At 72.2% G+C, this 13314-nt stretch carries 12 protein-coding genes; 10 read left to right on the top strand and 2 right to left on the bottom strand.

Annotated features, from left to right (window positions below; all coding sequences use genetic code 11):
- Nucleotides 1-42: 42 nt before the first annotated feature.
- Complete coding sequence (locus ACFW3L_RS10805) at nucleotides 43-1092, top strand: DUF3105 domain-containing protein (protein ID WP_378738734.1); 1050 nt, start codon at nucleotides 43-45, stop codon at nucleotides 1090-1092.
- Nucleotides 1093-1135: 43 nt separating this feature from the next.
- Here ACFW3L_RS10805 and ACFW3L_RS10800 read toward each other — a convergent pair whose 3' ends face one another.
- Nucleotides 1136-2011: an A/G-specific adenine glycosylase gene (locus tag ACFW3L_RS10800; protein ID WP_378738731.1), complete on the bottom strand. Its 876-nt coding sequence runs from the start codon at nucleotides 2009-2011 to the stop codon at nucleotides 1136-1138.
- 144 nt (nucleotides 2012-2155) lie between these two features.
- Here ACFW3L_RS10800 and ACFW3L_RS10795 point away from each other — a divergent pair, with 144 nt between their 5' ends.
- Entirely contained in the window at nucleotides 2156-2839 is a 684-nt protein-coding gene (locus ACFW3L_RS10795) for a hypothetical protein (RefSeq protein WP_378739062.1), read from the top strand.
- A 102-nt stretch (nucleotides 2840-2941) separates the two neighbouring features.
- Nucleotides 2942-3337, top strand: a complete 396-nt coding sequence (locus ACFW3L_RS10790; RefSeq protein WP_378738729.1) for an SSI family serine proteinase inhibitor — start codon at nucleotides 2942-2944, stop codon at nucleotides 3335-3337.
- 12 nt (nucleotides 3338-3349) lie between these two features.
- On the opposite strand, the gene radA is transcribed toward ACFW3L_RS10790, so the two are convergent.
- Nucleotides 3350-4738 carry a DNA repair protein RadA gene (gene radA / locus ACFW3L_RS10785; protein ID WP_378738726.1) on the bottom strand — a complete coding sequence of 463 codons (1389 nt, stop codon included), beginning with the start codon at nucleotides 4736-4738 and terminating at the stop codon, nucleotides 3350-3352.
- A 189-nt stretch (nucleotides 4739-4927) separates the two neighbouring features.
- Between radA and ACFW3L_RS10780 the strand changes: the two genes are divergently transcribed.
- The 7 genes from ACFW3L_RS10780 (at nucleotide 4928) to ACFW3L_RS10750 (ending at nucleotide 13272) form a co-directional block, all read left to right on the top strand.
- Nucleotides 4928-5857 (top strand): SGNH/GDSL hydrolase family protein, encoded by a 930-nt coding sequence (locus ACFW3L_RS10780; RefSeq protein ID WP_378738724.1) that lies wholly within the window; start codon nucleotides 4928-4930, stop codon nucleotides 5855-5857.
- A gap of 217 nt (nucleotides 5858-6074) precedes the next feature.
- Complete coding sequence (locus ACFW3L_RS10775) at nucleotides 6075-6695, top strand: C40 family peptidase (RefSeq protein ID WP_378738722.1); 621 nt, start codon at nucleotides 6075-6077, stop codon at nucleotides 6693-6695.
- A gap of 183 nt (nucleotides 6696-6878) precedes the next feature.
- Complete coding sequence (locus ACFW3L_RS10770) at nucleotides 6879-7817, top strand: sugar phosphate isomerase/epimerase family protein (RefSeq protein ID WP_378738719.1); 939 nt, start codon at nucleotides 6879-6881, stop codon at nucleotides 7815-7817.
- 99 nt (nucleotides 7818-7916) lie between these two features.
- Nucleotides 7917-8711 carry a pyrroline-5-carboxylate reductase gene (gene proC / locus ACFW3L_RS10765; RefSeq protein ID WP_378738717.1) on the top strand — a complete coding sequence of 265 codons (795 nt, stop codon included), beginning with the start codon at nucleotides 7917-7919 and terminating at the stop codon, nucleotides 8709-8711.
- A gap of 649 nt (nucleotides 8712-9360) precedes the next feature.
- Entirely contained in the window at nucleotides 9361-10908 is a 1548-nt protein-coding gene (locus ACFW3L_RS10760; RefSeq protein WP_378738715.1) for a DUF1109 domain-containing protein, read from the top strand.
- 226 nt (nucleotides 10909-11134) lie between these two features.
- Entirely contained in the window at nucleotides 11135-12295 is a 1161-nt protein-coding gene (locus ACFW3L_RS10755; RefSeq protein WP_378738713.1) for an acetoin utilization protein AcuC, read from the top strand.
- A 179-nt stretch (nucleotides 12296-12474) separates the two neighbouring features.
- Nucleotides 12475-13272: a phosphatase gene (locus ACFW3L_RS10750; RefSeq protein ID WP_378738712.1), complete on the top strand. Its 798-nt coding sequence runs from the start codon at nucleotides 12475-12477 to the stop codon at nucleotides 13270-13272.
- Nucleotides 13273-13314 lie beyond the last annotated feature (42 nt).

Here is a 13314-nt window from a genome sequence, read left to right as displayed (position 1 = left end):
TTCGGGAGCGGGGGCGGGTGGCCGGACGCTAGGGTGCCGTCCGTGGCCAATCCAAACGAACCCCGTCCGGACGGCTCCCAGCCGCCGCAGTCGGCGCCCCTCGGTTCCCCCTTCCCGCAAGGCCCCTCGGGGCCGCACGACGCCTCCCAGGGGCCTCCGGCGGGTCAGGGCCCGCCCGGTCCCGTGCCGCAGGGGCCGCCGCCCCCGTACGCCCCGCAGGACCCGTACCAGCGGGGCCAGCACCCGCAGGGCCCGTACCAGCAGGGCCCCCACCAGCCCGGGCAGCCGCCGCAGGGCCCGCCGCCCGGCCCGCCGCCCGGCCCGTATCCGCCCCAGTACCAGGGGCCGCCCCCCGCGTACACGCCCTCCGGGCAGCCGCCGCAGGGCCCGCCGCCCGGCCAACCGCCGTACGGGTATCCGGGGGCGTCCGCGCCCCAGCCGGGCCGCCGGTCGGCGGCTCCGTGGCTCATCGTCGGCGGTGTCGCCCTGGCGTTGGTCCTGCTGGGCGGCGCGGCCCTCGGCGGCTTCTGGCTGTACGGCGGCGCCGGGGCGTCGGGCGGGGCGAGTGGCCCGGACGGCTCCGGAGGGGGCGGCGCCGCGCGCCCCGACGGGGTCGAGACCTTCGAGGGGTTGTCCAAGAACCACGTGGACACCGGCGAGACCGTCGACTACGCCCAGTTCCCGCCGGTGGGCGGGGAGCACTACAACTTCTGGCAGAACTGCGGGGTGTACGACGAGCCGGTCCTGACCGAGGCGGCCGTCCACTCCCTGGAGCACGGGGCGGTGTGGATCACCCACGACCCCGGCCTGTCCGACGACGCGCTGGCGACGCTGACCGCGCACCACACCCCGGGTTCCTACGTCCTGGTCAGCCCGATGGAGGGCCTCCCGTCACCGGTGGTGGCCTCGGCCTGGGGCGCTCAGCTCACGCTCGACGACCCCGCCGACCCGCGCCTGACGGACTTCCTGCTGGAGTACGAGCAGAGCCCGGACGCTCCCGAGCCGGGGGCGCCCTGCAGCGGCGCCTTCGACGGCACGCAGGCGGAGTTCGACGCGGAGGGGGCCGGGGCGGTCGACGCCCGGATGGACTGAGGACCCGCACCCGGCGGGCCCCGGAGACCGGGGCCCGCTCCGGTCAGCCGGGCAGGGCGTAGCGGCCGTCGTCCAGGGGATCGACCAGACCGTCGGAGACCAGGGCGTCCAGGGCCCTCTCACGCTGGACACCGTCGTCCCAGACCGCGTCCAGGGCGTCCTTGACCACCGGTTCGGGCGAGGCGCGCAGCACCGCGAGGAGCTTGCCGCGGACCTGGCGGTCGGTGCCCGCGTAGGTCTGCCCGCGCCGGGGAGGTCCGTCGTACGCGGGCTTCCCCGCGAGCTTCCAGGCGCACTGCCCGGCGATGGGGCAGTCCGCGCAGCGCGGCGAGCGGGCCGTGCAGACCAGGGCACCCAGCTCCATCACGGCCACGCCCCAGCGCGCCGCGACGGAGGCCGTCGGAGGCAGGAGCGCCTCGGCCAGAGCGGTCTCCGCCTTGGTCTGGGTTTTCGGCGGGTACTCGATCCCGGTTTCGGTCCTGGCCAGGACACGCCGCACGTTGGTGTCCAGAATGGCGTGCCGCTGCCCGTGGGCGAAGCTCGCGACCGCCGCCGCCGTGTACGCGCCGATCCCCGGAAGCGACAGCAGGGTCGCGTGGTCGTCGGGGACCTCGCCGTCGTGCTCCTCCGTGATGGCCACGGCGCAGGCGTGCAGGCGCAGGGCCCGGCGCGGATAGCCGAGCCGGTTCCACATGCGGACCGCCTCGCCGGAGGGCTCCTTGGCCAGGTGGGCGGGGGTGGGCCAGCGCTCCATCCAGGCCTCCCACGCGGGGAGCACCCGCACGACGGGGGTCTGTTGGAGCATGATCTCGCTGACCAGGATGGACCAGGCGGAGGCCTCGGGGCGGCGCCAGGGCAGGTCCCTGGCGTTGGTCTCGTACCACGCCAGAACGGCGGTGCTGTAAGGGTTATCGCTCATCTTTAACGGGAAATCGGCGGGTTGAGTAGGTGGGTGGCACGCAAAACCGCAATACTACGGCCCATGGCGTCAAGTACCGGACAACCAGCACCCGTCAGCCGTGAGACCTACTGGAAGCGACGCGCCTTCGTCCTGGCTGGCGTGATGCTGGTGTTCGCTCTGGTCGCCCTCGCGTTCCGGAACACCTCCGACGAGGGCGAGCCGACGGGCTCCCAGGCGGCGATCGAGGAGCCCGAGGCCTCCTCCAGTGTCCCAGCCGAGGAGCCCTCCGACGCCGAAACCGACGAAGAGGACGCGGATCCGTCCGCCTCACCCTCCCCGTCGCCCTCCGCCTCCCCGTCCGCGTCCCCGTCCGAGGGCGAGGAGGGGTCCGGGGGCGGTTCCGACGACGAGTCGGCCGAGGCCGCGGCCCCGGAGCGCCCCGAGGACCACTGCCGTCCGCAGGACGTGGTGGTCACCTTCGACTTCGCGGAGAAGGAGCGGGAGGTGTTCGGCGGCGGCGCCAAGCCCGAGTTCAAGGTGACCGTGGTCAACGTGGCCGAGCAGACCTGCACCGTGGACGTGGGGCCCGAGGCGATCGAGCTCCGGCTGGACTCCGGCGACGACCGGATCTACTCCTCCGCCGACTGCGTCGAGGGCAACAGCAAGGAGGAGCGCCAGCTCACCCAGGGCCGCCCGCACGAGTACACCCTCAGCTGGGACCTGGAGCGCTCCTTCACCGACTGCCGTGACGGCGGCGCCAAGGCGCAGCCCGGGTGGTACAAGGCCAACCTGCGCGGAGACCTCGTCGGCAGCGTCGACCAGCTCGTCTTCCAGCTCAAAGCCTGATTCCGCTCCCGGGTCGGGACGGGTTCACACAAAACACACAACTTATCGTCACCGTGTGGCTACTATTCGTGTCGAACCTAGTTCTCGTCCCGGGAGTTCCCAGTGAATCGCATCGCCACCGCCCTGACCTGTGCCGCCGCCGCTGTCGCCTTCGCCGTGACGGCGACGGCGCCCGCCCTCGCGGACGAGCGCGGCACCGTGTACACGCTGGAGGTCTTCGGCGCCGTCGAGAAGAGCGGCGACACCGCTACGAGCTGGGCCCGCCAGGCCAGCCTGGAGTGCGACCCGGCCGGTGGCGAGCACCCCCGCGCCGCCGAGGCCTGCGACCTCATCGCGGAGCACGGTGACATCGCCAGCGTGCGGGCCACGTCCGAGGGCGTCTGCACCATGGAGTACCGCCCGGTCACCGTGCGCGTCAGCGGCGCCGAGGACTACGAGGAGACCTTCGGCAACGCGTGCGCGCTGTCCAGTGCCAAGGGCGTGATCTTCGACTTCTAGGCTCCGGGCTGGCTAGTCCTCGGCGGAGCCACGGGGGGCGCCCCGGCGTCGGCCCCGCCGCTCCACCCAGGACAGGGCCTCGCTCAGCTCCTCCACCTCGTGCACGCGGATGCCCTGGACCGGGTCGCCGAAGTGCTTGGGCACCACCGCCTGTGTGAAGCCCAGGCGCTGTGCCTCGGCGACCCGGCGCCGCACGCCGTTCACGCTGCGCACGTCACCGGCCAGACCCACCTCGCCGATCGCGATGAAACCGCCCGGCAGGGCGACGTCGTTGTTCGAGCTCGCGGCGGCCAGGGCCAGGGCCAGGTCCACGGAGGGCTCGCCCAGCTTCACCCCGCCCACGGTCGAGGCGTACACGTCCATGTTGGCCAGCTTCATGCCGGTGCGCTTCTCCAGCACCGCGAGGATCATGTTCACCCTTGAGGTGTCCAGGCCCGAGGTCGCGCGCCTGGGCGCGGGCAGGGGGGTCGGCGCCACCAGCGCCTGCACCTCCGTGATGAGGGGGCGCCGCCCCTCCAGGGTGACGGTGACGCAGGTGCCCGGCACCGGGTCCGTCCGCTCGGTGAGGAAGAGCCCGCTGGGGTCGGGCAGGCCGTGGATGCCCTTCTCGGTGAGCTCGAAGACGCCGATCTCGTCGGTGGGCCCGTAGCGGTTCTTGACTGCGCGGAGCAGACGCAGCTGGGAGTGGCGCTCGCCCTCGAAGTGGAGGACGACGTCCACCAGGTGCTCCAGCAGACGGGGACCGGCGATCGAGCCGTCCTTGGTGACGTGGCCGACCAGCACGGTGGCGATGCCGCGCTCCTTGGCGATCTGGATGAGCGCGCCGGTGACCTGCCGGATCTGGGTCACGCCGCCGGGGACTCCGGCGGCCTCGGGAGAGACCATGGTCTGCACCGAGTCGACGATCAGCAGCTGCGGCGCCACCGCGTCGACGTGGCTGGCCAGGGTGGCCACGGAGGTCTCGGCGGCGAGGAAGAGCTGGTCGGACAGGGCCCCGAGGCGCTCGGCCCGGAGCCGGACCTGTCCGGCCGACTCCTCGCCGGTCACGTAGAGGACGGGGGCCTTGGCGGCGCGCATGGCCGCGACCTCCAGGAGGAGGGTCGACTTGCCCACGCCGGGCTCGCCCGCGAGCAGCACGACGCCGCCGGGAACCGCGCCGCCGCCCAGGACCCGGTCGAGCTCGTCCACCCCGGTGGGCACCGCCTCGGCGCTCTCCACACTGATCTCGGTGATGGGGCGGGCCCGGGAGGTCACCGGGGCGGACGCGACCGCCATGGGAGCGGGGGCTCCGGCCTCCTCGACGGTGCCCCAGGCCTGGCACTCGCCGCAGCGTCCCACCCACTTGAGGGTGGTCCATCCGCACTCGGCGCACCGGAACGTCGTCTTCGCTGCTTTTGCCATGGTCGCCACGCTAACGGCTGTGGGGGACAGGCCCGGGGGGAACCGGGGTCCGCGGACAACACAAGAAAGTTACCTACCGGTTAGGTCAAGGTTTTGGTAGGTCATGTTAGAGAATGTGTGGGGAGAGTCACCCTCGCCCCATGGCAGAACACTCCTGTGCCCCCGCTCCTTGGAGAGAGGAAACCCCTCGTGTTCCGTACGAACCGAACCCCCGCGATCCCCCGTTCCCCCGGAGGCGGTGGCCGCCCCGGCGGGCTGCGCCGCCTCGCCCGCCTCGCGGCCCCGCTGGCCATCGCGGCCATGGGGATCTCGCTGGCCACCGCCCCCGTCGCCGCGGAGGAGGCCGAGTCGGCCGCCTTCGGGCACTACGTGGCCATCGGTGACTCCTTCGTCGCCGGTCCCCTCGTCCAGGCCCAGGCCAACATGCCGCTCCTCGGCTGCATGCAGTCCTCGGTCAACTACCCCAAGCGCCTCGCGGAGGAGCTGGGCATCTCCGAGCTCACCGACGTCAGCTGCTCCGGCGCGGTCATGAGCCACCTCTACGAGGCCCAGTTCGACGACACCCCGCCGCAGCTGGACGCGCTGCGGCCCGAGACCGACCTCGTCACGGTGGGGATCGCGGGCAACGACTTCGGCTTCTCCCAGGTCCTCATGGAGTGCGCGAAGCGCAGTCTGACCAACCCTCTGGGCAGCCCGTGCGCCGACTACTACGGCGACGAGCTCGACCAGCGGATCGAGGGGCTGCGGGGCGAGGTCTCGGGGGTGTACGCGGACATCGCGGAGCGCAGCCCGAACGCCACGGTCCTCAGCGTCGGCTACCTCCAGATCCTTCCGGAGAGCGGAGGCTGCTGGCCGAGCACGCCGATCTCCCGGGGTGACGTCCCGTTCCTGGACGCCGCGCAGACCAAGCTCAACGCGATGCTCCAGGAGGAGGCCACGGCCCAGGGGGCGGTCTTCGTCGACACCTTCGAGCGCGGTCACGACGTCTGTCAGGGTTCGAGCACCCGCTGGGTCGAGGGCCTGATCCCCGAGGACGGCGCGCCGATCCACCCGAACAACCTCGGCATGGCGGCGACGACCGACTTCGTGCGGTCCGCCCTGAACGTCCCGCAGCCCTAGCGGACGGTGGCTGACCTCGGTGGGCGGGCGGTCGTTTGATGGTTCGATGACCGCTTTGCCTGCCGAGGTCACGTGGTCTTTACCGTTTTTGGATGCGGATTGGACCACGGAGCCTGATTTTCCCCGGTGTCTGTGTGACGAATGGTGGTGAGTTGGCGGCAGGGAGACCCGCGTCACAGTGGTGCGGGCTGCCCCGACGGAGCAGGAGCACCACGTCATGCGAGAACCTCGGCACCACGAGCCAACGCGGGCCTGTCGTTCCCTCACGAACACGGAGCGGCAGGCCGCTTCCGCCCGGACGTGCCGCCGATCTCGGCGCGCACTCCTCGTCGCCGCCCTCGCGGCCGCGACCCTCGCCGCCGGGGGAGCCCCGGCGCACTCCCAGACCCAGACCGCCCAGCCGGGAGACGACGCCACGACGGCCCCGTCACGGGGCCCCGCGAACTCCCAGGACCGTGAGCGCGTCCACCAGTCCCTGGCCTCCACCGACGTGGAGGAGGTCATCAGCGCCGCCGAGTCCCAGAAGGGCAAGCCCTACGCCTGGGGCGGGACCGGCCCGAACTCCTTCGACTGCTCCGGACTGGTGCAGCACTCCTTCGAACAGGCCGGTGTGAGCCTGCCCCGCGTGGCCCAGGACCAGGTCGGTTCCGGGACCCGGGTGAGCTACTCCGACGCGCGCCGCGGCGACGTCCTGTACTGGACCGACAGCGGCGGATACGCCTACCACGTCGCGATCTACCTCGGCGGCGGCCGCATGATCGACGCCCCGAGCTCCGGCGGGAAGATCGCCGAGCGGGACGTGACCCAGTACGACCTCGCCGGTGCCGTGCGGCTCTGACCCGCCGCCCGCGAGACCGCGCCACGTGCGCACCGATGATCTCCGACGGCCGTTCCCCGAGCACCGGGGGACGGCCGTTCCCTCCGGCCCCGCCCCCTCACGGCCGCCCGGCGGGGTCCCCGCCACGCCGTGTTCACGCGCCCGCCCGCCCCGGACCGCCGTGGAGCGCATACTCTGGAACGCGTGAGCCCTATCCAGGTCCCAGACGCGCCCGTGGTCCTCTCGTCGGCGTCGGTCTACCCGGAGAAGACCCCGGCCGCGTTCGAGATCGCCGCGAAGCTGGGGTACGACGGCGTGGAGGTCCTCGTGTCCTCCGATCCGGCGAGCCAGGACATCGAACTCCTCCGGCGCCTCTCGGACTACCACCAGATGCCCGTGACGGCGGTCCACTCCCCCTGCCTCGTGCTGACCCAGCGCGTGTGGGGGCGTGAGCCCTGGGGCAAGCTCGTGCGCTCCAAGGAGATGGCGGAGGCGCTGGGCGCCTCCACGATCGTGGTGCACCCGGCCTTCCGCTGGCAGCGCGAGTACGCCCGCGACTTCGAGAACGGCGTCGCCCGCATGCAGGAGGAGACCGACGTGGTCTTCGCCGTCGAGAACATGTACCCGGTCCGGGTGCGCGAGCGCGAGGTCGTCCCCTACGCGCCGAGCTGGAACCCGCTCGACCGGGACTACCCGGACGTCACCCTCGATCTCTCCCACACCGCCATGTCCGGGTCCGACGCGATGGACATGGCCAGGCGCCTGGGCGACCGGCTCTCCCACGTCCACGTGGCGGACGGTTTCGGCGGCCAGAACCTGGACGAGCACCTGATCCCCGGGCGCGGCAGCCAGCCCGTCGCGGAGCTGCTCGAACACCTCGCGGGCACGGGCTACGAGGGGCAGCTGGTCCTGGAGGTGAGCACCCGCAAGGCGGTGGACCGTGAGGCGCGCCTGCGTGAGCTGGCCGAGGCGCTGGCCTTCACCCGGCTGCACTTCGCGCAGGGCCCGCCCGAGCCGGAGCCCACACTGGGCCGTCGCGAGCGCATCGCGCTGCTGCGCGGACGCCCCCAGTCCCCGCCCCGGCGCTTCTCGGTCGACCCCGGGGGAGCGGTCGACGACGAGGGCACACCCGACCAGGGCTGACCGGCGGGGTCGGGCCCCGCGTCCACTCCGTGGGACGGGAGGTCCACGCGGGAGCCCCCGGGCCGCTAGCGTGGAGGGAACGCGCAGAGAGGACCCCTAATGATCGCGATCATCGGCGCAGGAAAGATGGGCGAGGCGCTGCTCGCCGGGCTGCTGGCCCAGGGCCACGCCCCGGAGGACGTGCTCGTCACGGAGCCGCGCGAGGAGCACGCGGCGGAGCTGCGCGCCCGCCACGGGGTCGAGACGGTGCCGGCGGCGGACGCCGCCAAGCGAGCGGACACCCTGCTGCTCGCCCTCAAGCCCCAGGACATGCTGGCCCTGCTGGACGACCTCGCCCCACACCTGTCGGGCGAGCAGCTGGTCATCTCGGTGGCGGCGGGGCTGACCACCGCCGTGATGGAGAGCCACCTGCACCCGGGCGTGCCGGTGGTCCGCGCGATGCCCAACACCCCCGCGCTCATGGGCCGGGGCATGACGGCCGTCGCCGGAGGGGCCCACGCGGGGGCCGGGCACCTGGACCGCGCCGAGGAGCTGTTGGGCGCGGTCGGCGAGGTGCTGCGCGTGGGTGAACAGCACATGGACACGGTCACCGCCATCTCCGGCAGCGGACCGGCCTACTTCTACTTCATCGCGGAGACCATGATCGAGGCCGGTGTGGCCATGGGTATGCCCCGGGTCACGGCGGAGCGCCTCGTGGGGCAGACCATCACCGGCGCCGCGGCCATGCTCGACGGTTCGGGGGAGCACCCCGTGGTCCTGCGGGAGGCCGTCACGTCACCCGGAGGGACCACGGCGGCAGCTCTCCGTGAGCTGGAGCGACACGGAGTGCGCACGGCCTTCACGGACGCGATCGAGGCGGCGCGGGACCGCAGCAGGGCGCTGTCGGAGAGCTAGTCGTTCTGTATGTGACCCAAATCACAGGTGGATTTCCTGGTCGCTCTGGTCGCCGGGCGTCGGACATTGCGTCCTACCTGACGAATAAAGTCGGGATAAGAGGGCTCGTCCCCTCTTCCCTCTTCGACTGCGTACGTCTTCCCCTCACTGATTCCGGGGCCCCATGACACACCCTCAACCCCCTTCGGACCCGTCCAACCTCCCGGGCCAGCCCGGATCCGCGACGCCTCCCCCCGCTCCGAGCGGCCCGCAGACCCCCGTCGGCGGTCCCGCCCCGGGAAGCGGCCCCGGCGCCCCGACCCCGTCCGGGGGTCAGCCCCCGCCCGTGGGGCCGCCACCCGGTGGCCCACCGCCCGGAGGCCCCCCGCCCATGGGTCAGGCGCCGAGTGGACCGCCCCCCGGTGGTCCCCACGGTCCCGGTGGCCCGCCGCCCGGGGGTCCCGGCGCCCCCGGTGGCCCCAACGGTCCGGGCGCCCCCTCTGGTCCCGGTGCTCCGCACGGCCCCGGCCGTCCGGGTGGCCCGCCGCCCGGCCAGTTCGGCGGCCCGCCGCCGGCCGGCGCCCCCTCCGGTGGCAACCCGCCCTTCGGCCCGCCGCCGGGAGGTCCGCCCCCCGGCGGCATGCCCCCGGGTGGGATACCGCCCGGCGGTATGCCTCCCGGCGGTATGCCCCCCAGCCCGCCCGCGGGTCACTTCGGCGGCCCGCCGCCGCCCCTGCCCCCGCTCGGCCTCCTCAAGTCCCGGACGGGCCTGCGCGTCGCGCTGCTCAACCTGTCCGGTGTCGGCGCGGGCTACTTCCACCTGCGCAGCTGGGTGTTCTTCGGGATCAACCTGGCCGTCACCGTGGGCCTGCTGGTCACGGCCGCCCTCATGGGCGCCGCTGACGACCTGCTCGTCTGGGTCCCGGTCCTCCTGGGCTGGATCCTGGTCACCGTCGTGCACGGTCTTTTCGCGGGACGCAGGCACGACCGCCGTCTCATGGCCCGGGGAGAGGAGCCCACGGCCACGGGCAAGCCGGTCGTCCTGGCCGCCTGCCTCGTCGTGGTCATGGCGCTCTCGCTGGTCGGTGTCTGGCAGACCGGTGAGTGGCGCCTCCGCGTCGCGGACGCCGAACACGCGAAGGGTGACTGCGACACCGCGATCGACACCTACGAACAGGTGGAGGGCGGCTTCCAGCTCTCCATGTCGCCGTCCCTGATGAACCGGGCCCGCGCGGGCGCCGAGGCCTGCGAGATCCTGAGCCGGGCGCAGTCCGACGTCGCCAACGAGGCCTACGACCACGCGCTGGAGTCCTACACCGACTACTTCGCGCACGCCGGAGCCCGTTGGGAGGACACCGACGGCAGCATCGCGGAGATCCACTTCGACTACGCGGCCCAGCTCGCCGCCGACGCGGACGAGTCCTACAGCGGAACCGTGACCGACGAGGTCAGCGAGGCCTTCCGGAAGGCGCAGGAGACCTACGCCTTCATCGCGGACGACTTCGCCGACACCCCGTCCGCCGCCCAGGTGCCCGACGCCCTGGTCGAGCTGTACGACCTGGCCACCGGCGACTACCAGGCGGAGAACTGGTGTTCGGCCTTCGACCAGATCGGGATGTTCGACGACCTCGCCTGGGACGCCGCTCCCGACATCGCGGAACGCATCGAGGAGGAGCGTCCCGACGCCGCCCTCAACTGCGGCTGGGCCCAGGTGGACTCCGGTGACCTCGACGACGCGGACGCGACCGTCGAGTTCCTGGAGGCCAGCTACCCCGACTACGAGGCCGACGACGTCGAGAAGCTCACCAAGCACATCGGTGCCGGGCGCATCGAGCAGCAGATGGACCTCAAGACCATCTTCGGCGAGTCCTCGATCGAGGACATGAGCCCCTACAGCACCGGCAACGGCGACAAGGTCGTCATCGAGTTCACCAACAACTCGCCGGAGGAGATGCACTTCATGTTCGTGGGCCCGGACGCGGTCCACGGCGAGGAGTTCACCGAGGCCTGCGAGGGCTGCGAGGTCTACTCCTCGCCCCCCACCGGCAACTCCTGCTTCGACGAGGGCGAGGTCATGAAGGTCGAGCTCGACCCGGGCGAGTACCGCCTCATGATCACCTCCACCGAGTCCGGCTTCGGCAAGCCCCTCCACGGCACCAAGAAGCTCAAGGCGGGCGAGACCTACAAGTCCTGCTACTACAAGATGGAGAACAGCTAGGCACGCGCGGCGGCGGGACCGCCGTCATGGGCCCCGCGGCCCCGGAGGGACCTCCCTCCGGGGCCGTTCCCGTCTCCCGTGGCGCGCTCCCCGCCCGGCACGCCCCGGAAACCGAACCGGACCCGGGGTTCTGCCCGGACCCGGCCTTGCGTACTGTGTGCTTCGGAGCACGCACACCTGAAACGGGGGTCACCACATGGGAGGGCGCACGTCCTGCTCGCTTCGGGTGGCATGGGACGACGGACTCACCACCTACGACTTCGGGCCACAGCACCCGATGGCGCCGATCCGGGTCGAGCTGACCATGGCGCTCAGCCGCGAGTTCGGCGTCTTCGACGGCGCCGGGGTCGACCTCCTGGACGTCGAACCGGCCTCCGACGAACTCCTCTCCCTGGTCCACGACCCCGCCTACATCGAGGCGGTCAAGCGGGCCGGGCGGACCCTGGAGCCCGACGACACCCACATGCTCGGCACCACCGACAACCCCGTGTTCCCGCACATGCACGAGGCCTCCGCTCTGATCGCGGGCGCCTCGGTGGCCGCGGCCAGGGCCGTGTGGACCGGTGAGAGCGCGCACGCCGCCAACATCGCGGGCGGACTCCACCACGCCATGCACGGCAACGCGTGGGGGTTCTGCGTCTACAACGACCCCGCGCTGGCCATCGCCTGGCTCCTGGAGCAGGGCGCCAAGCGCATCGCCTACGTCGACGTGGACGTCCACCACGGGGACGGCGTCCAGAACGCCTTCTACGACGACCCCCGGGTCCTCACGATCAGCCTCCACGAGTCGCCGGCGACCCTGTTCCCGGGCACCGGGCATGCCTCGGAGGCCGGCGGCCCGAACGCGGAGGGCTACGCCGTCAACGTGCCCCTGCCCGCCGGGACCGGCGACACCGGCTGGCACCGCGCCTTCGACGCCGTGGTGCCGCCCCTGCTGCACGAGTTCCAGCCCGAGATCCTGGTGACCCAGCAGGGCTGCGACACCCACGCGCTCGACCCCCTCGCCAACCTCACGCTCAGCGTGGACGGGCAGCGTCGGGCCTACGAGGAGCTCCACAAGCTGGCGCGCAAGACGGCGGGTGGCCGCTGGCTGCTGTTCGGGGGTGGCGGCTACGGCCTCGTGCACGTCGTGCCCCGGGCCTGGACCCACCTGCTGGCCGAGGCGGCGGGCGCACCCATCGACCCGGACAGCGAGACCCCGCAGGGGTGGCGCGACTTCGTGCGCCAGCGCACCGGCGAGCTGGCCCCGCTCTACATGACCGACGGCAGAGGGGTCTCCTTCACCCCCTTCGAGCACGGCTACGACCCGGGGGACCCCGTCGACCGGGCCATCCACGCCACCCGAACCGCCGTCTTCCCCAGCCACGGGATCGACCCCACCCTCTGAGCGGTTCCCTCCTCCCGCCCCCGCCGCCGGATCACACCCCGGTGAAATCTCCGCGATGGCGGCGTGGCGCGCGTTCAGCGGGTAGGAAGGGGATGAATACCGGGCGAACAGGAGCCGAAGCCGTGGTGGTCGCGCGGCGTGTCACCGGCTCGCCGCGCAGACGAGGAAGGGGAACGCAGGTGACGCCGCCGACACGCGCCGAACTCATCACCTATCTGGTTCGCACGGGGATCGCGGGGCACGTCGACACCCCACGGCAGAACAACCTGCGCCACTACCGGCGGCTCGTGCAGAAGGACCCGTACCACCAGTTCGGGCTGACCTTCTCCCACGACTGGACGTACGCCGAGGTCCTCGCCCTGATGAACAAGCGCTGCGGAGTGGTGGGCGACGCCGAGTACGTGTGGGGGATCGACACCATCGACCCCGACCTCACCATCGACGCGCTGGAGGCCCTGGCCGACCGGTTGGCGCTGGCGGCCACCCGCCAGGAGAGCGTCATGTTCGCCACCGGGCACCCGCGCAACCTGCGGGAGACCTACCAGGCGTGGAAGGACGCGCTCACCGCGCGCGGGTGCAAGGTTCTCACCGCGGCGGGCGGCTACTCCTACGAGGTGACCACCGAACGGCCTCCGAACCGCCGGATCGTGGTCTGGCGGGAGGACGTGGCGCTCGTGACGGACGGGAACCTGCCCCGGCACAGTCACCACCCCTTCGCGATGCGGGCGATCCTGGCGGAGCTGACGGACCGGGGGGAGCCATGGCCGCAGTTGGTCATCGCGGATCACGGATTCGCGGGTGCGGCGGGGGAGGCGGGGGTGCCCACGGTGGGCTTCGCGGACTGCAACGACCCCGCCCTGTTCCTCGCGGAGCACGAGGGGAAACTCCTGGTCACCGTGCCTCTGGACGACGGATACCTGCCCGAGGACTACGCTCCGCTGCGCGACTACGTGCTCGCCAGAGCGGGCCTTCTTTGAGCAGGGTCGGCCATTTATACCCACCGTTAAACCTCATCTGAC

Source organism: Nocardiopsis sp. NPDC058789, from assembly GCF_042745575.1.
GTDB lineage: Bacteria > Actinomycetota > Actinomycetes > Streptosporangiales > Streptosporangiaceae > Nocardiopsis > Nocardiopsis eucommiae.
Note: the sequence above shows the minus strand (reverse complement) of the source record. Positions and strands in the feature narration are given on the sequence as shown.